Origin of the sequence: Streptomyces sp. NPDC018019, from assembly GCF_044327805.1 — a bacterium.
Classification (GTDB): domain Bacteria; phylum Actinomycetota; class Actinomycetes; order Streptomycetales; family Streptomycetaceae; genus Streptomyces.
Window position 1 is genome coordinate 36,070 of record NZ_JBIRGD010000038.1, and the last position, 25,570, is coordinate 61,639.

The following is a 25,570-nucleotide window of genomic DNA, read 5'->3' on the forward strand; positions in this document are numbered from 1 at the left end:
ATAGCCGCAAACGGCGCGGGCTCGGGACATACAGGGGGCTCCCCGCAGGCAGCCGGGTGTCTGGGTTGACTATCACCCCCTGGACGCCGTGCACGGTGCCGTGGGGGCACCTCCCGGCCGAAGGCTGGGGGAGAGTGACCCCTGTGTCGCCCCGAGCCCCTCACCACCGGAAAGACCGCGCAAGACGCGTACCCAACCCGGCCCAACGCAAAGAACTGGGCCCCGGGGAAACCCCGGGGCCCAGCCCTGATTGCCGACCACGCGCTACACGCGACGACTACGCGCGAAGCGCGACTCCGCTCAGTTGTCGTCCTCGTCGATGAGGAACCCACGCATCGGCGAAGGCGCCTGCTGCATCGGCTGTTGCCCCTGCGGCCGCACCGGAGCCATCGGCTGCGTCATCGCCGGCGACATCTGCTGCTGCCCGCCGTACGACGGCGCGCTGCCCGAGCCGCCACCGTGACCGCCCATCGACTGCCCGCCCATGGAGTGGTTGCCCCCCATGGACCCGGCCCCCGCCGAAGCCATCGACGGCGACGGCGGCAGCGAGGCGGTCGCCGGCGTCCGCGGCGGCGCCAGCGAGTCGTCGGCCTGGTTCTCCAGCTGGCGCAGCTGGCTCTCCAGGTAGGACTTCAGCCGCGTACGGTACTCGCGCTCGAAGCCGCGCAGGTCCTCGACCTTGCGCTCCAGCGTGGCGCGGGCCGACTCCAGCGACCCCATCGCGACGCGGTGCTTCTCCTGCGCGTCCCGCTCCAGCGCGTCCGCCTTGGCGCGGGCGTCCCGCTCCAGACCCTCCGCACGCGAGCGCGCCTCGCCCACGATCTTGTTGGCCTCGGAACGGGCCTCCGCGATCGCCTGGTCGGCGGTCTGCTGCGCGAGCGAGAGCACACGGGCCGCGCTGTCACCGCCCGGGCCCTGGCCCGGCTGCGGCAGCTGCGGGCCGCCGTGGCCACCGGGACCGCCCATCGGGCCGCCCAGCGGGCCACCCGGCCCCATCGGACCGGGGCCGTGCGGGCCCTGGGGACCGTGACCACCGGGTCCGGCCGGCAGCTGCGGGGCTCCTCCGGTCAGCTGCGGTGGGCCGCCCAACTGCTGCTGTTGCTGCTGTTGCTGCGGCGGCACCGGCTGTGGTCCGGATATGGCGGCGGGCACCGGGGCGCCCGGCCGGCCCTGCTGATGCTGCTGCTGGTCCTGCTGCGCGTCCTGCTGCTTGCGCATGTTCTGCTGCTGGTTCTGCGCGGCGGCACGCGTCGCGGCGGCCAGCTTGGCGCGCAGGTCCTCGTTCTCGCGCAGCAGCCGGGTCAGTTCGGCTTCGACCTCATCGAGGAAGGCATCGACCTCGTCCTCGTCATAGCCTTCTCGGAGGCGGACGGTCGTGAACTGCTTGTTCCGCACGTCCTCGGGGGTCAACGGCATCTCTACTTCACCTCAACGTAGTCGTCGGCAATCGGCAAGACCGTATCGTTCACACCAACAACACCGACCTCACGACGGTGATCAGGATGTACACGATGATCATCAATACGAAGAAGGACAGGTCGAGCGCCACGCCCCCGAGACGCAGCGGCGGAATGACCCGCCGCAAGAGCTTGAGTGGCGGATCAGTGACAGTGTAGGTGGCCTCCAGAACGACCACCATCGGCTTGCCGGGTTGCCATGAACGGGCGAACTGGAAGACGTAGTCCATCACCAGCCGGAAGATCAACACGATGAGGAAGCAGTACAACGCGATGTAGATCACCTGCCCAGCAATGCTCATCAGCGCTGCCCTCTCCCCTTGCCATGCTGTCGTGTTGGGGCCTTTCGGCCTGGTGTGCCCGGTGTTGCGTCTCAGCTCTGGTTGAAGAACCCGCCCTCTGCGATGCGGGCCTTGTCCTCCGCCGTGACATCGACGTTAGCAGGAGACAACAGGAACACCTTCTGCGTCACCCGCTCGATGCTGCCGTGCAGGCCGAAGACCAGACCGGCGGCAAAGTCGACAAGTCGCTTTGCATCCGTGTCGTCCATCTCCGTGAGATTCATGATCACCGGAGTGCCCTCACGGAAGTGTTCCCCGATGGTACGGGCTTCGTTGTAGGTCCGGGGGTGCAGCGTGGTGATGCGGTAGGGCTCCCGCTCGGACACAACCTTGGGCATGATCACCGGTGCGTTCTTCTCCAGATTCGGGCGGTCGGGTGTGATGGACGCCACGGGGGCGATTCGCGCGGGACGTCCGTTTTCTGCGGCCGGCGGTGCGGACTCACGCTGCGCGGGAGGCTGGGCGACCCGTACCGGTTCGTCCCGTTCCGGGTGCGGCTCGGTGGGTACTTGGGTCTGCTGTCGCCGCCCCCGGTCGGGCTCCGGGTCAAGCTCGGGCTCGAACTCGTCGTCGGGGTCGAATCCCCGGCCGTCGTACCCATCGTCCTCCACGAGGCCGAGGTAGACCGCCATCTTGCGCATCGCGCCGGCCATTCTCTGCGTCCTCCGCTCTGTGGTGGATCGGCTCCGTCACCGGGCGCCTTGGATCCACGCGGTCTGCCCTCCTTTTGGGGGCAATGACCATATTTTGTGCTGTGGTCCGACTTGCTTGGCGACGTTACCCGAGCCGTGGTCGGACTCCGAGTACCGCGGTGCCGACGCGCACATGTGTCGCCCCGGCGGCCACGGCGTCATCGAGGTCCGCGCTCATCCCTGCTGACACCATGTTCGCAGCAGGATGGTTCACGCGCAGGCCGGATGAGATTTCCATCAAACGCTCGAACGCCGCGCGTTGGCGCCCGGCGTACGGGCCGGCCAGCGGAGCGACCGTCATCAGACCGTCCAGGCGCAGCCCTTCGGCGTTCGCGATCGCGTCGGCGAGCGCCGCGACCCCGGCCGGGGCCGCCCCGCCGCGCCGGCCGAGCTCCCCCTGGCTGTCACCCGACTCGGCGTCAAGTGCCACCTGGATCAGGCAGCCCAGCTCCCGGCCGGCCCGTACCGCTTCCTTCGAGAGCGCGGTCACCAGCTTCGGGCGGTCGACCGACTGTACGACATCGGCGTAATTGACCACAGACCGTACTTTGTTGGTCTGCAACTGTCCGACGAAGTGCCAGTCAAGGGGCAGATCCGAGCACTCGGCGGCTTTCGGGGCGGCGTCCTGGTCGCGGTTCTCCGCCACATGGCGGACGCCGAGTTCCGCGAGCAGCCGGACATCGCTCGCCGGATAGGTCTTCGTGACCACGATGAGGGTCACTTCTTCGCGCTTGCGACCGGCTTTGGCGCATGCGGTGGAGATTCGTTCCTCCACGCGCGCCAGGTTGTCGGCCAGTTCGGTCCTACGATCCGTCACAGCTCAGCATCCAGCCATACATAGCTCGCGAGCCGCCCGGTGATGCGGTCGCGCCGGTACGAGAAGTGGTCCGCCGACTCCAGCGTGCAGGTGTGGGAATGTTCACGCACCCGCACGCCGTGCGCGGCGAGTTGGGCACGGACCCCGGCGGCCATGTCCACCGCGGGGGTGCCCCAGGAGGTGGTGGCCCAGGCCTCGGGCACCACCTCGGCGACCTCGGCGCGCATCGCCTCCGGCACCTCGTAGCAGCGGCCGCAGACCGCGGGCCCGGTACGGGCGATGATGCGCTCCGGGTCGGCGCCGAGCGCGGCCATCGCCTCGACGGTCGCCGGGACCACACCGGCGACCAGGCCCGGCCGCCCCGCGTGGGCGGCGCCCGCGACCCCGGCGACCGGGTCGGCCAGGAGCACCGGGGTGCAGTCGGCGGTCAGGACGGCGAGGGCCAGGCCCCGGCGGGCCGTCACCACCGCGTCCACACAGGGGATCTCCGCGCCGTCGCGCCAGGGACCGTCGACCACGGCCACGTCCCGGCCGTGCACCTGGTTCATCCACACGACGCCGGCCGGGTCCAGGCCCAGCGCCTTGGCCGCCAGTTCGCGGTTGGTCCGGACGGCCCCGGGGTCGTCGCCGACCGCGCCGCCGAGGTTGAGCTCCGCATACGGAGCGGCGCTCACCCCGCCCCACCGGTCGGTGAAGGCGAAGTGCGCGCCGCTCGTGTCGTTCGTCAGCACCGGGTGCTGCTGCCCTATCACGTCGGGACTTCGGTTATTTCAGGAAGTCGGGGACGTCCAGTTCCTCGGCCGTGGTGTCCGAGTACGGACGGGCCGGCGGAACCTGCGGCGAGCTGGTCGGGGGCGGCGGCACCTCACCCAGCGGGGACGGGTCGGCCGGGGCCGGCTCCTCGTCCCGTACGGGCACCGAGCCCAGGCCGCCGAAGGAGGACGGCCGCGGTTCGGCCGCGGGGGCCGGGCGGCTGGGGGCCGGGGCCGGCTCCTCGCGCTTGCCGTTGTTCTGGCTGCCGAGCACGGTCTGCTGACGGGCCGGCGGCTGACCGCCGTCGAAGCCCGCGGCGATGACGGTCACCCGGACCTCGTCGCCGAGCGCGTCGTCGATGACCGCGCCGAAGATGATGTTCGCCTCGGGGTGGGCCGCCTCGCTGACCAGTTGCGCGGCCTCGTTGATCTCGAAGAGACCGAGGTCCGAGCCGCCGGAGATGGACAGCAGCACGCCGCGCGCGCCGTCGATGGATGCTTCCAGGAGCGGCGAGGAGATCGCCATCTCCGCCGCGGCCACCGCGCGGTCGTCGCCGCGCGCCGAGCCGATGCCCATCAGGGCCGAGCCGGCCTCGGACATCACGGACTTGACGTCGGCGAAGTCGAGGTTGATCAGGCCCGGGGTGGTGATCAGGTCGGTGATGCCCTGGACACCCGACAGCAGTACCTGGTCCGCGGACTTGAACGCGTCGAGCACGCTCACCTGGCGGTCCGAGATGGACAGCAGTCGGTCGTTGGGGATCACGATGAGGGTGTCGACCTCGTCGCGCAGGCCGGCGATGCCGTCCTCGGCCTGGTTCGCGCGGCGGCGGCCCTCGAAGGTGAACGGGCGGGTGACCACACCGATCGTCAGGGCGCCGAGCGAGCGGGCGATGTTGGCGACGACGGGCGCGCCACCGGTGCCGGTGCCGCCGCCCTCACCCGCGGTCACGAAGACCATGTCGGCCCCCTTGAGGACCTCCTCGATCTCCTCGCGGTGGTCCTCGGCCGCCTTGCGGCCGACATCGGGGTTGGCGCCGGCGCCCAGACCGCGGGTGAGTTCCCGGCCGACGTCGAGCTTGACGTCGGCGTCGCTCATCAGCAGGGCCTGTGCATCGGTGTTGATCGCGATGAACTCGACGCCCTTGAGCCCGACCTCGATCATCCGGTTGATGGCGTTCACGCCACCGCCGCCGATGCCGACGACCTTGATGACTGCGAGGTAGTTCTGCGGTGCTGCCACGTCGAAGGCCTCTCGCCTCGATTTACGTGTCGCCGCCGCACCCGGGGTGCGGTCGCCGACTGATGCCGATGGGACGGTTCGTAGTGCCGACCCGAACCCTAACGCTGAAGTTTAGGGTTACCAGTGCCTGTGTTCCTGGGACTCTTTGGAACGAGACACTAAGTCGACAAGTGGCGCACGTTCAACGAACACGCCGAACCTCCCGTTTTTCTTTTCACCCTATGTGATCACCCATAGTGGTAGCCATCCAGGGTGCTGGCCTGCGGGTACGCACGTCAACTCCCCGACACCGCGGGCGCGGTGGGAACACTCACGTCGAAGTGGCGCGCGTCACGCGCCGCTTTCAGTACGGCGGTGAGCACCTTGGCCTTGGCCGTACTGCGTTCCGCACTCCCCCAGACGACGGTACGGCCGCCCGTCAGCTTCAGCGTGATGGCGTCGTAGGAGCGCACCTCGACGGCGCGAACGTCCTGGTGAACCGCCTTGGGCAGGGCGGCGGCGACGGTACCGGCCGCGCGCCGCAGCCGGTCGGCGCCGAACCGCCGCAGGCTCGGACTGTCCCGTACGGCCATTTCCAGAAGCGGGACACCCTTCGGGGCAGCGGTGACCGTGGCGAAACGCATCCCTTCGGCGTCCACTTCGACGAACTTTCCGCCCGTTTGAATAAGGAGTTCCGGCTGCCTTTCGGTCACTTTCAGGCTGACCGTGTGCGGCCAGGAGCGCCGCACCTGAACGGACTTGATACGCGGGAGTTCGGCGCGCAGCCGTCGGGCGATGGCCTTCTTGTCCACGGAGGCGAGGGGCGTGTTCATCGGGACCGCGGCGGCCCGTACGACCTCATCGGCCGTCAGGACCTTGGTACCGGTGGCCTTGACCTGTTCCGTACGCAGCCAGGTGGAGCCGTACAGGGCCCAGACGCCGAAACCGGCCAGCAGCACGGCGCCGACCAGTGTGATGATCAGGGTACGGCGGGACGGCACCCGGAACCGGTCGCGCAGACCGGGCCGCCCGCCCCCCGGGCCGGACGCCTTCTTCGGCTTCTTGGTTCCGCCCCCGCTGCCGGACCTGCCGGACGCGGACGGGCGGGAGCGCGCGGGCTTCTTCTCGCCGCGCCGGGCGGTCGTCGGTCCGGCCACGCTCCCTCTCCTTCCGGCCGCCGCCCCGGGGTGCGCCCCGGGGCGGACGCGCCGCACACTCCGTCAGCGGCCCGCGACCGCCTCGTACACCATGCCGACCAGCAGCTCGTCCGCGTCCCGGCGGCCGAACTCGGATGCCGCGCGGGACATCTCGTACAGCCGGTGCGGGTCGGCGAGCACCGGAAGCACCTGACCCTGCACCCACTCCGGCGTCAGCTGCGCGTCGTCGACCAGCAGGCCGCCGCCGGCGTTGACCACCGGCTGGGCGTTCAGCCGCTGTTCGCCGTTGCCGATGGGCAGCGGGACGTAGGCGGCCGGCAGCCCGACGGCGGACAGCTCGGCGACGGTCATCGCGCCCGCGCGGCAGAGCATCATGTCCGCCGCGGCGTACGCGAGGTCCATCCGGTCCACGTACGGTACCGGTACGTACGGGGGCATCCCGGGCATGTTGTCCACATGCGGCATTTCGTTCTTCGGGCCGACCGCGTGCAGCACCTGGATGCCGGAGCGCTGGAGGGCCGGAACGGCGGCCTGGATGACCTCGTTGAGCCGCCGGGCCCCCTGCGAGCCGCCGGAGACCAGCAGGGTCGGCAGGTTGGGGTCCAGGCCGAAGGCGGCGCGCGCCTCGGGGCGGACCGCCGCCCGGTCCAAGGTCGCGATGGAGCGGCGCAGCGGGATGCCCACGTACCGGGCGTCCCGGAGCTTGCTGTCCGGCGTGCTGACCGCGACGTACTTGGCGTAGCGCGAGCCGATCTTGTTGGCCAGCCCGGGGCGGGCGTTGGCCTCGTGCACGATGATCGGCACCCCGCGCCGCTTGGCGGCCAGGTAGCCCGGCAAGGCGACATAGCCGCCGAAGCCGACGACGCAGTCCGCCTTCGTGCGCTCCAGGATCTGCTCGGCGGCCTTGATCGTGCCGCGCAGCCGCCCGGGGACGGTGATCAGTTCGGGCGTGGGCTTGCGCGGCAGTGGTACGGCCGGAATCAGACCCAGCTCATAGCCCCGCTCCGGCACCAGCCGGGTCTCCAGCCCCTTCTCCGTGCCGAGTGCCGTGATCCCCACGGTCGGGTCCTGCCTGCGCAGGGCGTCCGCGAGGGCGAGCGCGGGCTCGATGTGGCCGGCGGTCCCCCCACCGGCGAGTACGACATGCACCGAAATTCACCGCTCTCCGGACGGTCGCTTCTTGACGCGCCGTCTCATCGTCTTCCGTCTCACCCCAGCCAGTTTCCTGCCGAAAACAGGCTGCCGCATGGCCAGTGCCGCCCGTGCAGCGGGCTCGTCACGCGCGAAGGCGATCAGCAGACCGATGGCGAACATCGTCGGCAGCAGGGCGGAGCCCCCGAAGGAGAACAGCGGCAGCGGGACCCCGGCGATCGGCAACAGACCGAGCACCGCACCGATGTTGATCACGGCCTGGGCCGTGATCCAGGTGGTCACGCCTCCCGCTGCGTACCTCACGAAGGGGTCCTCCGTGCGTCCGGCCACGCGGATACCCGCATAGCCTAGAGCCGCGAAGAGGGCGAGCACCGACAGCGTCCCCGCCAGCCCCAGTTCCTCCCCGGTGATGGCGAAGATGAAGTCGGTGTGCGGTTCAGGGAGTTCACCCCATTTTTCCATACTGGCGCCGAGCCCCGAACCGAAGAAGCCGCCGGAGGCCAGGGCGTAGATGCCGTGCACGGCCTGCCAGCACTGGTCCTGCGGCCCCGGGTCGGTCGCGCCGATGCAGGCGAGCCGGGCCATCCGGTTGGCGCTGGTCTTGATCAGCAGCGCTCCTATGACGGTGGCGGCGCCGAGCACGCCCACGAAGAGCCGGGTGGGGGCGCCGGCCAGCCACAGCAGCCCGAAGAGGATCGCGGTCAGGATGATCGCGGTGCCCATGTCGCCGCCGAGCATGATCAGGCCGAGCAGCAGGAAGGCCACCGGGATCAGCGGCACCAGCAGGTGCTTCCACTGCACCAGCAGCTTCTTGTCCTGCTTGCGGGCCAGCAGGTCGGCCCCCCACAGGACCAGCGCCAGCTTGCCGAACTCGCTGGGCTGCATCTGGAAGGGGCCGCCCAGATTGATCCAGTTCTGGTTGCCGTTGACCGCGACCCCTATCCCGGGGATCTGCACCAGGGTCATCAGGAAGACCGAGACGGCCAGCAGCGGATAGGCCAGCGTCCGGTGCACCCGGACCGTGGTGCGGGCCGCCACCAGCATCAGGATGCCGCCGAGCACCGCCGCGAGCAGCTGCTTGCGGAAGAAGTACGTCGGTGCCAGGCCGAGCTGGAGCGCCTTGATCTGGGAGGCCGAGTAGACCATCACCAGGCCGAGCACGGTGATCAGCAGACTGCCGCCGACCACCAGGTAATAGGCGGTCAGCGGCCGGTCCCAGGCCCGTCTGAGCCGGGTGTACGTCCCCCGCGGGTTGCGAGGGCTGCCGCCGCGCGCCGGGCGCGCACCGAACCCGGTGCGCCGGGCCGGGCGCGGCGGCGCCGCCTTCGCCGATCGGGCCGTCATCGTCGTCCCCTCCACAGGTGCGCTGCGCCGTGCGTCCTCGACGGCGGCGGGGACGTACGGACTACTGTTCCTGAGCGGCCAGCGTGCGGACCGCGTCGGCGAAGGCTTCGCCCCGCTTGTTGTAGTTCAGGTACATGTCCATCGAGGCGCAGGCCGGGGCCAGCAGGACGGTATCGCCCGGCCGGGCCAGGCGCGCCGCTTCCCGGACGGCTTCGGACATCGCCCCAGTGTCGGTCCGGTCGAGGTCGACCACCGGGACATCCGGGGCGTGTCGCGCCAGGGCCTCCCGAATGAGCGCCCGGTCGGCGCCGATGAGGACCGCGCCACGCAGCCGGCCGGCGGACTTCTGGACGAGCTCGTCGAAGGTGGCGCCCTTGGCCAGGCCGCCGGCGATCCAGACGATGTGCTCGTACGCCGCCAACGACGCCTCGGTGGCGTGGGTGTTGGTGGCCTTGGAGTCGTCCACGTACGCGACCCCGGCGACGTCCGCGACGTGCTCGATGCGGTGCGCGTCCGGGTGGAAGGCGCGCAGGCCGTCCCGTACGGACTGGGGGCGCACGCCGAAGGCGCGGGCCAGGGCCGCCGCGGCGAGCGCGTTGGCGATGTTGTGCGGGGCGGCGGGCGTCACATCCGCGACTTCGGCGAGTTCCTGTGCCTGCTGGTGCCGGTTCTCGACGAAGGCGCGGTCGACCAGGATGCCCTCGACGACGCCCAGCTGGGAGGGCCCCGGGGTGCCGAGGGTGAAGCCGATGGCGCGGCAGCCCTCCTCGACGTCGGCCTCGCGCACCAGATCCTCGGTCGTCTTGTCGGCGACGTTGTAGACGCAGGCCACGGTGTTGCCCTCGTAGATGCGGCCCTTGTCGGCGGCGTACGCCTCCATGGAGCCGTGCCAGTCGAGGTGGTCCGGGGCCAGATTGAGGACCGCGGCGGAGTGGGCGCGTACGGAGGGCGCCCAGTGCAGCTGGTAGCTGGAGAGCTCGACGGCGAGGACGTCATAGGTACCGGACGGCTCCAGCACCACGTCCACCAGGGGTACGCCGATGTTGCCGACGGCCGCGGTGCGCAGCCCCTCGGCCTCCAGGATGGCGGCCAGCATCCGTACGGTCGTGGTCTTGCCGTTGGTGCCGGTGACCGCGAGCCAGGGCGGCGCGTCCGGGCCGCGCATCCGCCAGGCCAGCTCCACGTCGCCCCACACGGGGACGCCGGCCGCCGCGGCGGCCTGGAAGAGCGGGCTGGTGGGCTTCCAGCCGGGGGTGGTGACGACGAGGTCGGTGCCCTCGGGAAGGGTGTCCCCGTCGCCGAGGCGGACGGTGATGCCCAGCTCCTCCAGGGGCGCCGCCTGCGCGCGCTCCCGCTCTCCGTCGCTGCCGTTGACGACGGTGACGACGGCGCCGAGGCCGGCCAGGGCGCGGGCGGCGGGGACGCCGCTCACGCCGAGGCCGGCCACGGTCACGTGCTGTCCGGCGAGGTCGAGCGCGGTCACTTGGCGGCCTGCCAGCCGCCGTAGAAGATGCCCAGGCCGACGATCACGCACATGCCCTGGATGATCCAGAACCGGACCACGACAAGGACTTCGGACCACCCCTTCAGTTCGAAGTGGTGCTGGAGCGGTGCCATCCGGAAGACCCGCTTGCCGGTGAGCCGGAAGGAGCCGACCTGGATGACCACCGACATGGTGATCAGGACGAAGAGGCCGCCGAGCACCGCCATCAGCAGCTCCGTACGGGAGCAGATGGCCAGACCGGCCAGCGCGCCGCCCAGGGCCAGCGAGCCGGTGTCGCCCATGAAGATCTTGGCGGGCGAGGTGTTCCACCACAGGAAGCCGAAGCAGGCGCCCATCAGGGCGGAGGCGACGACCGCGAGATCGAGCGGGTCCCGTACCTCGTAACAGGCGGGTCCGGCGCTGATCGCGTTGGCGCACGACTCCTGGTACTGCCAGATGCCGATGAAGGTGTACGCGCCGAAGACCATCACCGAGGCACCGGTGGCCAGGCCGTCCAGGCCGTCGGTGAGGTTCACGCCGTTGGACATCGCCAGGATCATGAACAGCGCCCAGATGACGAAGAGCACCGGGCCGATCTGCCAGCCGAAGTCCTGGGTGAAGGACAGCCGGTCGGAGGCCGGGGTCTGGCCGCGCATGTCGGCGAACTGGAGCGAGAGCACCGCGAAGGCGATGCCGACGATCAGCTGGCCGGCCATCTTGGCCTTGGCCCGCAGGCCCAGCGAACGCTGCTTGACGATCTTGATGTAGTCGTCGAGGAAGCCCACCAGGCCCATGCCGGCCATCAGGAACAGCACCAGCACACCGGAGAAGCTCGGGTCGCTGCTGGTGATGACCTTGGTCAGCGCGTAGGCGATGAGCGTGGCCAGGATGAAGGCGATGCCGCCCATGGTGGGCGTACCGCGCTTGCTGTGGTGGTCGCGCGGGCCGTCGTCACGGATGAACTGCCCGTAGCCCTTCCTGGCCAGCAGCTTGATCAGCAGCGGGGTGCCGATCAGCGTCAGGAAGAGTCCGATCATTCCGGAGAAGAGGATCTGCTTCATCGGGTGGCGGCCCCGCCCTCGACACCGGCGTCGCCCAGCAACGCCGCGGCGACCCGCTCCAGGCCGACCGACCTGGACGCCTTCACCAGCACGACGTCACCCGGCCGCAGCTCGCTGCGCAACAGGTCGACCGCCGCCTGCGCGTCGGACACGTGCACCGACTCCTCACCCCACGAACCCTCGTTCTTGGCGCCCATGTCGAGCCAGGCCGCTTCCCTGCCGCCGACCGCCACGAGCTTGCTGACGTTGAGCCGGACGACCAGGCGCCCGACCGCGTCGTGTTCGGCGAGTGACTCCCCGCCGAGCTCGGCCATCTCACCGAGCACCGCCCACGTACGGCCTCCCGTTGCCTTGGAGGCTTCGCCCATCGCCACGAGCGCGCGGAGCGCCGCCCGCATCGATTCCGGGTTCGCGTTGTAGGCGTCGTTGACGACCGTCACACCGTCCGCGCGCTCGGTGACCTCCATCCGCCAGCGGGAGAGCGTGCCGGCTTCGGAGAGCGCGGCGGCGATCTCGTCCACGGGCATGCCCAACTCATGGGCGACGGCGGCCGCGGCAAGCGCGTTCGACACGTGGTGCTCACCGTACAGCCGCATGGTCACGTCGCTGCACCCGGAGGGTGTGTGAAGCGTGAAGGAGGGCTGTCCGAGCGCCGTGAGCCGGACATTCTCGGCACGTACGGCGGCGTCCGCGGACTCGCCGAAGAAGACCGTGCGGGCCTTCGTGCGGGCGGCCATGGCCCGTACGTACGGATCGTCCGCGTTCAGTACGGCGACGCCGCCCTCGTCGGCGGTGGGCAGCGACTCGACCAGTTCGCCCTTGGCCTGCGCGATCTGCTCCCGGCCGCCGAACTCGCCGATGTGCGCCGAGCCGACGTTGAGGACCACGCCGATCCGCGGCGGGACCAGCTCCGCGAGGTAGCGGATGTGGCCGATGCCGCGGGCGCCCATCTCCAGGACGAGGAACTTCGTGCCGTCGTCCGCGCGCAGCGCGGTCACCGGCACCCCGATCTCGTTGTTGAGGTTGCCCACCGGGCTCACGGTCGGCCCCCGGCGTTCCAGGAGCTGGCCGATCAGGTCCTTGGTGCTGGTCTTGCCGGCCGAGCCGGTGAGCCCGACGACACAGGCGCCCAGGCGGCCGACGACGGCGCGGGCCAGCGCCCCGAGGGCGGCGACCACGTCGTCCACGACGATCGCGGGGACGCCGACGGGGCGGGCGGCGAGCACCGCCGCGGCGCCCGCCCCGACGGCGCGCCCGGCGTAGTCGTGGCCGTCCACCCGTTCGCCGGCGAAGGCCGCGAAGAGGCTGCCGGGCCGGACCTCACGGGAGTCGAACACGACCGGGCCGGTGACCCGGGCGGCCGGGTCCGGTATGTCGTGCTGCTGCCCGCCGACGATGTCCGCGATCTCGGCGAGGGACAGGGAGATCACTTCTCACCCCCGGCCGTGGGCAGGAAGTGCCGTTCGAAGGGTTTTGCGCGCATGGCGGTGTGTCATCCCTGGTGGTTCGGCTGCTGCGAGTTCAACGAAGCCTCGATGGCCTCGCGCAGCACCTGACGGTCGTCGAAGGAGCGGACCACTCCGGCGATGTCCTGGCCCTGCTCGTGGCCCTTGCCCGCGACGATCACGGTGTCGCCGGGCTCGGCGCGGGCGACGGCGGCCGCGATGGCGGCGCGCCGCTCCTCTTCGACCACTACGGTGCCGCGCTCGTGGACGGGCACCTCGGCGGCGCCCGCGAGCATGGTGGCGAGGATCGCGAGGGGATCCTCGCCGCGGGGGTTGTCGGAGGTCAGTACGGCGGTGTCGGCGAGGCGGGCGACGGCCGCGCCCATCGGCTTGCGCTTGTGCGGGTCGCGGTCGCCGCCGCAGCCCAGCACCGCGTGGATACGGCCCTCGGTGACCTTGCGCAGGGCGCGCAGGACCGATTCGACCGCGTCGGTCTTGTGGGCGTAGTCGACGACCGCCAGGTAGTCCTGGCCCGCGTCGACGCTCTCCAGGCGGCCGGGTACGCCGGGCACCGCGGCGACGCCGTCGGCGGCGGTCTGCGGGTCCACCCCGGCCACGACCAGGGCCGTGATGGCGGCCAGCGCGTTGGCGACGTTGAACGGCCCGGCGATGGGCGAGGCGGCCCGTACGGAGATGCCGTCGGGGCCCAGCACGGTGAAGGTGGAGCCGAGCGCGCCGACCTCGACGTCGGCGGCGCGCCAGTCGGCGTCCGGGTGGCCCTCGGCGGAGAACGTGATGACCGGCACCTCGGACTCGCCGCCGGCCAGCCGCCGGCCGTACTCGTCGTCGATGTTGACCACGCCGGTCTTGCTGCGCGCCTTGGTGAAGAGCTGCGCCTTGGCCTGGAAGTAGTCCTCCATCCCGGAGTGGAACTCCATGTGCTCCGGGCTGAGGTTGTTGAAGATCGCGACGTCGAAGACGCAGCCGTCGACGCGGCCGAGGACCAGCGCGTGGCTGGAGACCTCCATGGTCACCGCGCGCACGCCGCGCTCGCGCATGACCGCGAACAGCGCCTGGAGGTCGGTGGCCTCGGGGGTGGTGCGCTCGGACTTCAGGCGCTCGTCGCCGATCCGGGACTCGACCGTGCCGATCAGGCCGGTCACGCCGCCGCCCGCCTGCTCGGCCGCGGCGCGCAGGCCGCCGTCGATCAGGTACGCGGTGGTGGTCTTGCCGGAGGTGCCGGTGATGCCGATCTGGAGGAGGTCCTGGCCCGGGTCGCCGTAGATCGAGACGGCGAGCGCGCCCATCCGGGCCCGCGGCTCGTCCACGACCAGGACGGGCAGGCCGGTGGCGGCGGCGCGCTCGCGGCCCGCCGGGTCGGTCAGGACCGCCGCGGCGCCGAGATCGGCGGCCTGGTTCGCGAAGTCGGCGCCGTGGAAGCGGGCGCCGGGCAGCGCGGCGTAGACGTCACCGGGACGCACCGCCCGGGAGTCGTGGGTGATGCCGGTGACGGCGACGCCGCCCGCGGCCGGCACCGAGGTGCCCAACTGCTCGGCGAGGTCCGCGAGGGGGGTGGGGCGGACCCGCTCGGGGCGGGGCGCTCCCGGGAATTCACCGGGGGCGTCCTTCTGGGCGTGGTGGGACTGATCAGCGTGTGACACGGCGGTGAGCGTACCGGGCGCGGCGCCCTCGGGGCGAAGTGAGGGCCGGGTCCCGGAACGGTTCCCGGGGTCGGGGGTGATGGTCGTCACGGCGGGGCTGCCTCGTTTTCATTCGCCTGGCTTGAAGGTGACGGGCAGGCGCGGGGGCTGGGCGCCGCTCGGCGGGACCTGGAGCGTCTTGAGCGCGAACTCCATGACCTGCTGGTAGATCGGGCCGCACACCTGGCCGCCGAAGTAGCTGCCCTTCGTCGGGTTCTGGACGGCGCAGTAGACGGTGATGCGGGGCTGGTCGGCGGGCGCGAACCCGGCGAAGGAGGCGGTGTAGCCGTGGTAGCGGCCGGTCTTGGGGTCCACCCGGTTGGACGTGCCGGTCTTGCCGCCGACCCGGTACCCGTCGATCTTCGCCTTGGCTCCGGTGCCCTCCTTGTCGTCGACCACCGATTCGAGCATGGTGGCCAGCGTCCGGGCGGTCTTCTCGCTGACCACCCGGCTCTTCTGCGGCGGCGGCGCGGGCCGGTACCGGCCGTCCGGCCCGGTGCTGCCCCGTACGAGCGTGGGGGCGATCCGCTCGCCGCCGTTGGCGATGGTCGAGTAGACCGACGCGGCCTGGACGGCGTTGAGCGACAGGCCCTGTCCGAAGGGGATCGTGTACTGCTGCGAGGTGCTCCACTTCTGCGGCGGGGCCAGCAGGCCGGCGGTCTCGCCGGGGAAGCCGAGCCCGGTGGGCTTCCCGATCCCGAACTTGCGCAGGTAGGAGTAGAGCACCTGGTTGGCTTCCCGGCGGGTCTTGCCGAGCTGTTCGGTGGCCAGGATGGTGCCGATGTTGCTGGACTTGGCCAGCACCCCGTTGAGCGTCAGGTGCCAGGTCGGGTGGTCGATGTCGTCGGAGAAGTTGCGGTCGCCGCGGTGCAGCCGGTTGGGGACGGTGACGCGGGTGGCGGGCGTCGCGACGCCCTCCTCCAGGACGGCGGCCATCGACATGAGCTTGCTGGTGGAGCCGGGTTCGAAGGCGTCGGTGAGGGCGGCGTTGCCGAGGGCGTCCGGGTCGGCCTTCGCGATGTCGTTGGGGTCGAAGCCGGGGGCGTTGGCCATGGCCAGGATCTCGCCGCTCCTGGTGTCCTGGACGACGACGTAGCCCCGGTCGGCCTGCGATTCCGCGACCTGCTCGGTGATGGCCTGCTGGGCCATCCACTGGATGTCGCGGTCCAAGGTCAGCTCTATGTCGGTGCCCGGGACGGCCGGGTGCTCCTGGGTGTCCGCGGTGGGCACCCGCCGGCCGCCGGACTGGGCGTAGACCAGCTTGCCGTCCTTGCCCGCCAGCTGCTTGTCCAGCCGGGCCTCCAGGCCGCCGCCGCCCCGGCCCTCGCTGTTGACGAAGCCGAGCACCCCGGAGGCCAGGTCCTTGTTCGGGTAGACGCGCTTGCTGTGCTTGTCCGCGAAGATCCCGACCAGCACGTTGGGGCTGCGCTTGCCCTTGGGCTGCTTGGCCGCCTTGGCGTCCAGCGCCTTGCGCAGGTCCTTGATCTGCTTCCAGACCTGCGGGGCGCGCTGCCGGGCCAGCCGTACGTAGCGGGAGCCGGGCGTGGCGAGCTTCTTGGCCAGTGTGGCCTGGTCCTCGCCGAGGATCGGCGCGAGCAGCCCGGCGGCCTGCTGCGGGGCGTCCGGGATCTTGATCTTGTCGGGCGCGAGCAGGCTGGGGTCGGCGGTGATGTCGTACGCGTCCACCGTGGCCGCCAGGTCCACGCCGTCCCGGTCGGTGATCGCGCCGCGCTCGGCGGCCAGCTTGACCGGGACGTAGCGGTTGACGTTGGCCTTGGCGGCGTACGCGCCGGCGTCCACGGCCTGCACCTGGAACAGCCGGACGACGAAGATCAGCATGATCAGCGTCAGCCCGAGGGAGACCAGGCGCAGCCGGGGGCGGGGGCTGCCGAGGCGCAGGGTGGAGGCGCCGGAGCGGGGCCGCGGCGCGCGTGCGGACGGTGCGCGTTTGGCGGCCGGGCGGCTCTGGGAGGGGGTGCGGCTCTGGGCGGACGGGCGGCTCTGGCCCGTACCGCGCTGGGACCGGGCACCGCCGGACTGGCCGCTCCGGGCACTCCGGCCCTGCCCGCCGCGGCCGTCGGCCGGGGTGGGGCGGGGGACGCGGCGGGGGTCCCCGGCGGACGGCTTGGCGCCGGATGCCTTGGGGCCGGGCGCCTTGGGGCCGGGGCCGCTGGGGGGTCCGGGGCTCTTGGTGCTGCTGGTTCCGGAAGCGGTCGGTCCGGAGCCCTTCGTGCCGGAGCCCTTGGTCCCTGAGGTTCGCGGGCCGGGGCTCTTCGGGGCCGGGGGCTTGGCTCCCGTGCTCTTCGGCCCGGAAGCCTTCGGTCCGGAACCGTTCGCGCCGGGGTTCTTCGGGCTGGGGGTCTTCGGACCGGGGCTCTTCGGACCGGAGCCGGAGCCGCTGCCGGAGCGGGGGCCCTTGGGGTCGGTCATACGGCGTCCTCCTCCGGTGCGGTCGTCCGTACCGCGGCGGCGGTCGCGGCTCCGGGCGAGGCGTCGGCGTTCTCGTACGTCAGGGCGTTCTCGTACGTCACGGGCTCACCTGCCGGAGATCGTGGAAGCGGAACCGGCCGCGGCGCCGGGCACGCGAAGGGCGGGCACGGGGTGGCCGGGCGCGGGATGGCCGGGCATGGGGTGATCGGGCAGCGGCGTGTCCGAGGCGGTGGGCGCCGCGGACGGCCGGGGCCCGGCGGACGGCCGCGGGCCGGTGACCGGTCCGGCCGCGGGGCCCGGGGCGGGCCGCGGCACGGGCACGGCGGCCCGCGACGGGGCGGGGGCGCTCATCGGGCCCACGCCGTTGCCCGGGGCCGCGCTCGGCCGGCCGCGGACCGTGCCGTCCGGCTCCAGGAACACCGGGCTGCCGCCCGGGACCATCCCCAGCTCGCGGGCGCGCTTCTCCAGGGCGCCGGGCGCCGAGTAGGCGTCCACCTCCTGCTGGAGCGCCTGCTGCTCGTCCTTCAGCTCGCTGGTCCGCTTCTCCAGCCTGCTCAGTTCGAAGGAGCCCTGGTTGAGCGCGGAATTGAGCAGCAGCAGCGTGATCAGGCCGGAGCCGAGGAGCACCACCACGAGGATCACGAAGGGCGTACGCGCCGGCGTGCCCCCCGTGCCGGGGGCGAACAGGCCCGAGAGCCGTCCCGGCCCCGAGCGCACCCGCCCCGGCCGGTTCACGCGATGTCCTCGCGGATGCGCTCGGCGCCGCGCAGCCGGGCGGGGGCCGCGCGCCGGTTCTCGGCGATCTCCTCTTCGGTCGGCAGCTCGGCACCGCGGGTGAGCAGCTTCAGACGCGGCTGGTACTGCTCGGGGATGACGGGCAGGCCGGGCGGCGCGGTGTGGGCGGCGCCGGCCGCGAAGACCTGTTTGACGATCCGGTCCTCCAGCGAGTGGTACGCGAGCACGGCGATCCGGCCGCCCACGGCCAGCGACCGCACGGCGGCCGGCACGGCGCTCTCCACCGCGGCCAGCTCGGCGTTGACCTCGATGCGCAGCGCCTGGAACGTGCGCTTGGCGGGGTTGCCGCCGGTGCGCTTGGCGGCCTGCGGCAGCGCGTCGCGGATCAGCTCCACCAGGCGCGCGCTACGGGAGAAGGGCTCCTTGGCGCGTTCCCTGACCACCGCCTCGACGATCCGCTTGGCCTGCTTCTCCTCCCCGTACGCGCGCAGGATGCGGACCAGTTCGCCGGGCGGGTAGGTGTTCAGGACCTCGGCGGCGCTGATGCCGGCCGTCTGGTCCATGCGCATGTCGAGCGGCGCGTCCTGCGCGTACGCGAAGCCGCGGTCGGCCTCGTCGAGCTGCATGGACGAGACGCCCAGGTCGAACAGGACACCCTGGACGCGCGGGACGCCGAGGCGGTCCAGGACCTCCGGCAGCTCGTCGTAGACGGCGTGCACGAGGGTCGCGCGGTCCCCGTAGGGCGCGAGGCGCTCCCCCGCCAGCTTCAGCGCGGCCGGGTCGCGGTCGAGGGCGATGAGGCGGGCGGCCGGGAACGTGGCGAGCAGCGCCTCGCTGTGCCCTCCGAGGCCGAGCGTGCAGTCGACGACGACCGCGCCGGGCTCGGCGAGCGCGGGGGCGAGCATGTCCAGACACCGCTGGAGCATGACGGGTACGTGGCGATCGTTGCTGCTCATGCGCCTTCCGATGGGGTGGGCGGCAGGTGGGTCCCCCCGGCCGCTGGCTGGGGGAATTGCCGCACGTACCGCTTGGTCCCCGCCCGCTCTGAAGGGGAAGTGGCCCTCCGACGACGGGGAAGTGCCGTCGGCGGACCGGCTGGAGCGGGAGGAGGCCGAGCCGTACGTGCAGATCGCACGCGAAAGATTCGGGATCCAAGGAGAGCGTCACGCCTCCCACTTCGCGCCACTTTAGTCCACTGCCGCGCGGGGTCAATCAACCGGTTCCGCGCGTCCCGCACCGCCCGGCGGGACGTTTTCGGATGATTTTCGAGTGCCCCGGGAGAGCGGTGGAAGAGCCGCGGGACGGGCCGGACACCGGCCGGCGACCCGGGCGGAAAGCCCGGTTTCACCCGATCGGCGGCGTGCGACGGGGCGTGTGGAAAACCTCACAAGGCGCCGTAGTGCCCCCTATGCCCGCCCCCACATGCAGCCTTACCGGTCGGCGACCTTTACCTTGTTGCTATGTCGATACCTGCCTCGCAGCCGCTGCCCCCGTCCGCCGACAGTGCCGTGGCCCCCGCGGGCGGCACGGTCACCGACCGCCTGATCGAAGCCAACAAGCAGTACGCCGCCACCTTCACCGACCCGGGCATGGACGCCCGGCCCGTCCTCAAGGTCGCCGTCGTGGCGTGCATGGACGCCCGTCTGGACCTGCACGAAGCGCTGGGCCTGGAGCTCGGCGACTGCCACACCATCCGCAACGCGGGCGGTGTCGTCACCGACGACATCATCCGCTCCCTGACGATCAGCCAGCGGGCGCTGGGCACCCGCTCGGTCGTGCTCATCCACCACACCGGCTGCGGGCTGCTCAACCTGACCGAGGACTTCCGCCACGACCTGGCGGCCGAGGTCGGCCAGCGGCCCAACTGGGCGGTGGAGGCGTTCAAGGACCTCGACGAGGACGTCCGGCAGTCCATGGAGCGGGTGCGCACCTCGCCGTTCCTCCTGCACACGGACGATGTGCGGGGCTTCGTCTTCGATGTGACGACCGGTCTGCTGCGGGAGATCGACCCGAAGTAGGCACCGGAGGACACCGACGATGAGCGGCCGGGGGGCCGTGTTCCACAGCGCCGGGGCCGGGCGGTCGGACCGCCCGGCCCCGGCGTTCCCGCTGCTCCGCGGGCGGGGCCGGGGCACGGCCGCCGGCCGGCGCGGGGCCACGCGCCCGTGCGAGGGCGTAGGGCACGGCCCGGCGCGCGAGTTATCCACAGGCCATGACGCGAAGCGGCGTGGACGACGAGAATGCCTACGTGACGACGCCGCGGCCGAAAGGCCCGGCGGCGCACGGCGGGGAGGGCCGGTCCGTACGGAGGACGTGCGCCCGCAATTGGGTGTCCCGCGCTCCCCGGAGCGCGGGGAAGGGCCGAGGAGGGCCGGGTGACGACCTATGACGAGCAGGCGAGCCTTGGGGGTCGCCCCGCGCGGGCCGAGCCGGGCGCGGGGAGGGACCTGACCGCCACCGCGGAACGGGTCCGCAGGTCCGTGGAGGGCGTGATCGAGGGCAAGCCGGAGGTCGTACGGCTCGCGCTGACCGTGCTGCTCGCCGAGGGCCACCTGCTCATCGAGGACGTGCCGGGCGTCGGCAAGACGATGCTCGCCAAGGCGCTGGCCCGGTCCATCGACTGCTCGGTGCGGCGCATCCAGTTCACCCCCGACCTGCTGCCGTCGGACATCACGGGCGTGAGCGTCTTCGACCAGCAGCGGCGGGACTTCGAGTTCAAGCCCGGCGCGGTCTTCGCCCAGGTGGTGATCGGCGACGAGATCAACCGCGCCTCGCCCAAGACCCAGTCCGCGCTGCTGGAGTCGATGGAGGAGCGCCAGGTCACGGTGGACGGGCAGACATACGGACTGCCCGCGCCCTTCATGGTCGTCGCCACCCAGAACCCGGTCGAGATGGAGGGGACGTATCCCCTGCCCGAGGCGCAGCGGGACCGTTTCATGGCGCGGGTCTCGATCGGGTACCCGAGCCCGGACGCCGAGTTGCAGATGCTGGACGTGCACGGTGCCGCCTCGCCCCTGGACGACCTCCAGCCGGTCGCGCATGCCGACGAGATACTGAAGCTGATCGACGCGGTGCGTACGGTCCACGTCGCCGAACCGGTGCGCAGATACGCGGTCGACCTGGTCGCCGCCACCCGCAACCATCCCGAGCTGCGCCTCGGCGCCTCGCCGCGGGCGACGCTGCACCTGCTGCGCGCGGCGAAGGCCGCGGCGGCGCTGGCCGGCCGGGAGTACGCGCTCCCGGACGACGTGCAGGCGCTCGCGGTGGCGGTGCTGGCGCACCGGCTGCTGCCGACCGCGCAGGCCCAGCTCAACCGCCGTACGGCCGAGCAGGTCGTCGCCGAGCTGCTTCGCCGTACGCCGGTGCCCGACCCCTCGGCGCAGCAGTGGCCCCGGACCCACGCGCAGCAGCCGCCCGGCCTGCGGGGGTACTGATGACGGCCGGGGGGACCGGAGGAGCGCCGGAGCGCGGCGGGCTGCGGGCCGCTCTCGCCGGGCTGACGACGCGCGGCCGGTCCTTCCTGGCGGCGGGGGTGGCGGCGGCCGTGTGCGCGTACGCCCTCGGGCAGACGGACCTGCTCCGGGTCGGGCTGCTGCTGGCCGCGCTCCCCCTGGTGTGCGCGATCGTGCTGCACCGCACCCGTTATCAGGTCGCGGGCAGCCGGGCCCTCTCCCCCGCCCGGGTGCCGACGGCCGCCGAGTCGCGGGTGCGGCTGCGGGTGGAGAACGTCTCGCGGCTGCCCACCGGTGTGCTGATGCTCCAGGACCGGGTGCCGTACGTGCTCGGTCCCCGGCCGCGCTTCGTGCTGGACCGGGTCGAGGCCGGGGGCCGCCGCGAGGTGTCCTACCGGGTCCGTTCCGATCTGCGCGGGCGCTATCCGCTGGGGCCGTTGCAGCTGCGGCTGTCCGACCCGTTCGGGATGTGCGAGCTGACCCGCTCCTTCAGCGACCAGGACACGCTGACGGTGGTGCCGCGCGTCGAGCCCCTGCCGCCGGTCCGGCTCGCGGGCGAGGCTTCCGGGTACGGCGACGGCCGCCGGCGCTCGCTCGCGCTGGCCGGTGAGGACGACGTCATCCCCCGCGGCTACCGGCACGGCGACGACCTGCGCCGCGTCCACTGGCGCTCCACCGCGCGCTACGGCGAGCTGATGGTCCGCCGGGAGGAGCAGCCGCAGAAGGCGCACTGCACGGTCCTGCTGGACACCCGGCACAGCGCCTATCAGGGCGCCGGTCCCGACTCGTCGTTCGAATGGGCGGTGTCGGGCGCCGCTTCGGCGGCGGTCCATCTGCTGGAGCGGGGTTTCTCGGTGCGTTTCCTGACCGACTCGGGCATGTCCGTGCCGGGCCCCGACGGAGCAGGCGGCTGGGCCGGCGGCACCGAATCCGCCGACACCGCCGGGCTTCTGCTGGACACCCTGGCCGTGGTGGACCATTCCGACGAACCGGGCCTGGCGCGCGCGTACGACGTCCTGCGCGGCGGCAACGAGGGGCTGCTGGTGGCGTTCTTCGGCGACCTGGACGAGGAACAGGCGGCGGTGGCCGGGCGGATGCGGCAGCGCAGCGGCGCGGCGGTCGCGTTCGTCCTGGACGGCGACGCCTGGACGCACGGCGCCGGCGGGCTCCGGGCCGCGGGCGGGGCGCCGCGGCTGCCGCTCGACGAGCGGCTGCGCATGCTCCATGAGGCGGGCTGGAAGGCGCTGCCGGTGCGGCCCGGTGACACACTGCCGGCGCTGTGGCGGCAGGCGGACCGGGCCGGAGGCCGCCAGGGGCCCGTGGGCGGTGCCGGGTCCGGCCCGGTGGCCGGGGCCACCGGGCCGGTCGCGGCGCCGGGAAGCGGGGCGGTGACATGAGCGGGCGGGCACGGCTGACGGTGTGCGCGGCGATCGCGACGCTCTGCGCGTCCTGCGCACTGCTGCCGCTGGTGGACCCGGTCGGCTGGATGATGCAGGCGGCGGTCCTGCTGATGATCGTCTCCGGGGTGGGGGCGCTGACCCGCCGGGTGCCGCTGGCCCGGCCGCTGACCGTGACGGCGCAGGCCGTGGTCGCGCTGCTGCTGCTCACCGTGCTCTTCGCGCACGACGAGGCGCTCGCCGGGGTGCTGCCCGGTCCGGACGCCTTCGCGGAGTTCGGCGAACTGGTGCAGGAGGGCGTCGCCGACGTCAGCCGGTATGCCATACCGGCTCCGGTGACGGCCGGCATCCGCCTGCTGCTGGTCGGCGGAGTGCTGCTGGTCGGCCTGATCGTGGACGCGCTGGCCGTCACGTACCGCAGTGCGGCGCCCGCCGGACTGCCGCTGCTGGCGCTGTATTCGGTGGCGGCGGGCCTCTCCCAGGGCGGGGCGGGCTGGCTGTGGTTCCTGATCGCGGGGGCCGGTTACCTGCTGCTGCTTCTGGCCGAGGGCCGGGACCGGCTCTCGCAGTGGGGCCGGGTGTTCGGCGGCCGGAGCCCGGGCCCCGGGCGGCCGGGGATCGCCGGCGGGCAGAGCTGGGCCGCCACGGCCGGCGGCCCGGCGCAGGCCCCGGTCCGTACGGGCCGCCGGATCGGCGCGCTGGTGCTGGGCGTCGCCCTGGTGGTGCCCGCGGTGCTGCCCTCACTCGGCGGCGGACTGCTGGGCCAGGCGGTGGCCGGGCGCGGGCCGGGCGGCGGGGGCGGCACGATCTCCGCGGTGAATCCGCTGGTCTCCTTGCAGAACAGCCTGAACCAGCCGGAGGACAGACAGGTCCTCAACTACCGCACCACCGCCTCCGACACGCGTGACATGTATCTGCGCATCGTCGCGCTCGACCAGTTCGACGGCGCGGCGTGGAAGCCGTCCGAGCGCTCCGTCCGGGACGTGCCGGACCGGCTGCCCACCCCCGCCGGACTGAGCCCGGAGGTGGACGTCACCCCCGTCAACACGAGCATCTCCACCGCTCCTTGGTACGCGCAGAACTGGCTCCCGCTCCCCTACCCCGCCTCCCGCGTGGACATCGCCGAGCGCTGGCGCTTCGAGCCGGAGGGCCGCACCCTGGTCGGCGACCGCGGGCAGAACACCCGCGGTGCGCAGTACCAGGTCGAGAGCCTGCTCGTCCGGCCCACCGCGCGACAGCTGGAGGAGGCGCCCGCGCCGCCCGCCGAGCTGGCGCGCGAGTACACGAAGGTGCCGGACTCGCTGCCCCCGGTGGTGCGCGAGACCGCGAAGCAGGTGACGAAGGGCGCCGGCACGGCCTACGAGAAGGCGGTCCGGCTCCAGGACTGGTTCTCGCTCAACGGCGGCTTCACCTACAACACGGAGGTGCAGGCCGGCAGCGGTACGGAAGCCATCGCACGGTTCCTCCAGCAGAAGGAGGGCTTCTGTGTGCACTTCTCCTTCTCCATGGCGGCCATGGCCCGCACGCTGGGCATCCCCGCCCGGGTCGCGGTCGGCTTCACCCCCGGCACCCGGCAGAGCGACGGCTCGACCTCGGTCGGTCTCAAGGACGCCCACGCCTGGCCCGAGCTGTACTTCGAAGGCACCGGCTGGACGCGCTTCGAGCCGACGCCGAGCCGGGGCACACTGCCCGACTACACCCTCACCGACACCCCGTCCGGCGGTGGCACGGACGCCCCGGCACCGCAGCCGTCGGGTTCGGCGGCGGCGCCCGCCGGGCCGTCGCCCTCGCAGAGCTGCGCCCCCGCCGAGCGGCGCGTCGGCCCCTGCTGGACGCCGCCCGCGCAGTCGACGAGCGGCCCGGCCGACGACGGGCCGTCACCCTGGGCCGTCACCGCCATCGCCGTGGGCGTCGCAGCCCTGCTCCTGGTGCCGGTGCTGCCGCTGCTGTGGCGGCTGCGGGCCCGTTCCCGGCGCCTCGGTGACGGCCGTCCCGGGCCGAAATCCGCGCCGGACCCGCTCACGGCCCGTCTCGAACCGGGCGGCCCCGGGTCGGTCGACAGCGCGCCGCCGGAGTCCGGGAGCGGCATACGTCCCGGGCAGGCCGGCGCCATACGTACGCTCGCGGCCTGGCAGGAACTGGTCGATTCGGGCTGGGACTACGGCATCCTGCCGGACGAATCGCTCACCCCGCGCAAGGCGGCGGAGCGGATCGTCCGCATCGGCGAGCTGCACGGCCCGGCGGCGGACGCGGCCCACCGGGTCGCGGCCTCGGTGGAGCAGGTCCTGTACGCACCGCGCCCCCGGCCGGCGCCCGGTCTCGCCGACGAGGTACGTCGCGTCCGGACCGGCCTGCACGACGCCGCGTCCCGGCGCCTGCGGTTGCGCGCGCTCCTGGCGCCCCGCTCCGCCGCGCGGGCGCTGTGGGCCCTCTCGTCCCGCTGGTCGGCCTTCCTCGCCCGCTGCGCCGGGAGCCCGCCGGCGACCGCGGTGCGCCGTGCGGCCGGTGCCCTGCGGCTGTCCCGGGAGCGGCCGTAGGCGCCGACGGTGCGGTGCCTGTCGTCGCGGGGCCTCGGGGGCGTACGCCGGGGCTGCGTGCCCGGGTGATGTCTGGTGATGGGGTCCGGTGACGGGGCTCTGGTGAATGAGCCGGGTCCTGCGCCGCTGCCCTGCGCTTTGCTCTAGCAGGTGCAAAGAGCGAAGGCCACCGGGGCCGCAGCGCGGATCGGGAACCGCAGTGTGGTCAGGGCCGCAGCGCGGGCCGGGAGCCGCAGTGTGGTCGGGGGGCCGCAGCGCAGGCAGGGGGCAGCAGCGCAGGCAGGGGCTGCGGTTACACCGGCCCGCAGCCCCGCGACTCAGCAACCGCCCACCCCCTATCTCGCATACCGCGCCCGCACCGCACTCCACACTCCCGCACCCCGACGTCCCAGCGCC

Annotated in this window: 20 protein-coding genes; 4 read left to right on the forward strand and 16 right to left on the reverse strand. The window is 72.6% G+C overall.

Annotation, left to right across the window (positions count from 1 at the left end; translation table 11 throughout):
• Positions 1-300: 300 nt before the first annotated feature.
• The 16 genes from ACH4FX_RS38495 to rsmH all read right to left on the reverse strand — a co-directional run bounded on the left by ACH4FX_RS38495 (position 301) and on the right by rsmH (position 18,744).
• Positions 301-1,416 (reverse strand): DivIVA domain-containing protein, encoded by a 1,116-nt coding sequence (locus ACH4FX_RS38495; RefSeq protein ID WP_398486148.1) that lies wholly within the window; start codon positions 1,414-1,416, stop codon positions 301-303.
• A 49-nt stretch (positions 1,417-1,465) separates the two neighbouring features.
• A complete protein-coding gene (locus tag ACH4FX_RS38500; protein WP_030676138.1) occupies positions 1,466-1,759 on the reverse strand; it encodes a YggT family protein in 294 nt (97 codons plus the stop codon).
• A gap of 71 nt (positions 1,760-1,830) precedes the next feature.
• Positions 1,831-2,451: a cell division protein SepF gene (gene sepF / locus ACH4FX_RS38505; protein WP_398486149.1), complete on the reverse strand. Its 621-nt coding sequence runs from the start codon at positions 2,449-2,451 to the stop codon at positions 1,831-1,833.
• Between the two features lie 124 nt (positions 2,452-2,575).
• Positions 2,576-3,307, reverse strand: a complete 732-nt coding sequence (locus ACH4FX_RS38510) for a YggS family pyridoxal phosphate-dependent enzyme (protein WP_398486150.1) — start codon at positions 3,305-3,307, stop codon at positions 2,576-2,578.
• Positions 3,304-4,059 (reverse strand): peptidoglycan editing factor PgeF, encoded by a 756-nt coding sequence (pgeF, locus tag ACH4FX_RS38515; protein WP_398486151.1) that lies wholly within the window; start codon positions 4,057-4,059, stop codon positions 3,304-3,306. Before pgeF ends, ACH4FX_RS38510 begins: the two co-directional genes overlap by 4 nt.
• A gap of 13 nt (positions 4,060-4,072) precedes the next feature.
• Positions 4,073-5,302, reverse strand: coding sequence for a cell division protein FtsZ (gene ftsZ, locus ACH4FX_RS38520; RefSeq protein ID WP_398486152.1), 1,230 nt, complete (start codon positions 5,300-5,302; stop codon positions 4,073-4,075).
• Positions 5,303-5,577: 275 nt separating this feature from the next.
• Positions 5,578-6,438, reverse strand: a complete 861-nt coding sequence (locus ACH4FX_RS38525; protein WP_398486153.1) for a cell division protein FtsQ/DivIB — start codon at positions 6,436-6,438, stop codon at positions 5,578-5,580.
• Between the two features lie 63 nt (positions 6,439-6,501).
• Positions 6,502-7,587, reverse strand: a complete 1,086-nt coding sequence (gene murG, locus ACH4FX_RS38530) for an undecaprenyldiphospho-muramoylpentapeptide beta-N-acetylglucosaminyltransferase (RefSeq protein ID WP_398486154.1) — start codon at positions 7,585-7,587, stop codon at positions 6,502-6,504.
• A gap of 6 nt (positions 7,588-7,593) precedes the next feature.
• Complete coding sequence (ftsW, locus tag ACH4FX_RS38535; RefSeq protein ID WP_398486155.1) at positions 7,594-8,934, reverse strand: putative lipid II flippase FtsW; 1,341 nt, start codon at positions 8,932-8,934, stop codon at positions 7,594-7,596.
• 61 nt (positions 8,935-8,995) lie between these two features.
• Positions 8,996-10,417 (reverse strand): UDP-N-acetylmuramoyl-L-alanine--D-glutamate ligase, encoded by a 1,422-nt coding sequence (murD, locus tag ACH4FX_RS38540; RefSeq protein WP_398486156.1) that lies wholly within the window; start codon positions 10,415-10,417, stop codon positions 8,996-8,998.
• The gene (gene mraY, locus ACH4FX_RS38545; RefSeq protein WP_398486157.1) at positions 10,414-11,478 is read right to left on the reverse strand and encodes a phospho-N-acetylmuramoyl-pentapeptide-transferase; all 1,065 of its coding nucleotides are present in this window, start codon (positions 11,476-11,478) and stop codon (positions 10,414-10,416) included. Before mraY ends, murD begins: the two co-directional genes overlap by 4 nt.
• Complete coding sequence (gene murF / locus ACH4FX_RS38550) at positions 11,475-12,908, reverse strand: UDP-N-acetylmuramoyl-tripeptide--D-alanyl-D-alanine ligase (protein ID WP_398486158.1); 1,434 nt, start codon at positions 12,906-12,908, stop codon at positions 11,475-11,477. The genes mraY and murF overlap by 4 nt, the downstream gene beginning before the upstream one ends.
• Before the next feature lie 62 nt (positions 12,909-12,970).
• Positions 12,971-14,674 carry a UDP-N-acetylmuramoyl-L-alanyl-D-glutamate--2,6-diaminopimelate ligase gene (locus ACH4FX_RS38555; RefSeq protein WP_398486159.1) on the reverse strand — a complete coding sequence of 568 codons (1,704 nt, stop codon included), beginning with the start codon at positions 14,672-14,674 and terminating at the stop codon, positions 12,971-12,973.
• A gap of 18 nt (positions 14,675-14,692) precedes the next feature.
• Entirely contained in the window at positions 14,693-17,053 is a 2,361-nt protein-coding gene (locus ACH4FX_RS38560) for a penicillin-binding transpeptidase domain-containing protein (RefSeq protein WP_398486160.1), read from the reverse strand.
• A 105-nt stretch (positions 17,054-17,158) separates the two neighbouring features.
• Complete coding sequence (locus tag ACH4FX_RS38565) at positions 17,159-17,788, reverse strand: septum formation initiator family protein (protein WP_398486161.1); 630 nt, start codon at positions 17,786-17,788, stop codon at positions 17,159-17,161.
• Positions 17,785-18,744: a 16S rRNA (cytosine(1402)-N(4))-methyltransferase RsmH gene (rsmH, locus tag ACH4FX_RS38570; RefSeq protein WP_398486162.1), complete on the reverse strand. Its 960-nt coding sequence runs from the start codon at positions 18,742-18,744 to the stop codon at positions 17,785-17,787. The genes ACH4FX_RS38565 and rsmH overlap by 4 nt, the downstream gene beginning before the upstream one ends.
• A 504-nt stretch (positions 18,745-19,248) precedes the next feature.
• Between rsmH and ACH4FX_RS38575 the strand changes: the two genes are divergently transcribed.
• The 4 genes from ACH4FX_RS38575 (at position 19,249) to ACH4FX_RS38590 (ending at position 25,174) form a co-directional block, all read left to right on the forward strand.
• Positions 19,249-19,806, forward strand: coding sequence for a beta-class carbonic anhydrase (locus ACH4FX_RS38575; RefSeq protein ID WP_398486163.1), 558 nt, complete (start codon positions 19,249-19,251; stop codon positions 19,804-19,806).
• Positions 19,807-20,163: 357 nt separating this feature from the next.
• Positions 20,164-21,222 carry an AAA family ATPase gene (locus ACH4FX_RS38580; protein WP_398486164.1) on the forward strand — a complete coding sequence of 353 codons (1,059 nt, stop codon included), beginning with the start codon at positions 20,164-20,166 and terminating at the stop codon, positions 21,220-21,222.
• Positions 21,222-22,637 carry a DUF58 domain-containing protein gene (locus ACH4FX_RS38585; RefSeq protein WP_398486165.1) on the forward strand — a complete coding sequence of 472 codons (1,416 nt, stop codon included), beginning with the start codon at positions 21,222-21,224 and terminating at the stop codon, positions 22,635-22,637. The genes ACH4FX_RS38580 and ACH4FX_RS38585 overlap by 1 nt, the downstream gene beginning before the upstream one ends.
• Entirely contained in the window at positions 22,634-25,174 is a 2,541-nt protein-coding gene (locus ACH4FX_RS38590; protein WP_398486166.1) for a transglutaminaseTgpA domain-containing protein, read from the forward strand. The genes ACH4FX_RS38585 and ACH4FX_RS38590 overlap by 4 nt, the downstream gene beginning before the upstream one ends.
• Positions 25,175-25,570: the final 396 nt, after the last annotated feature.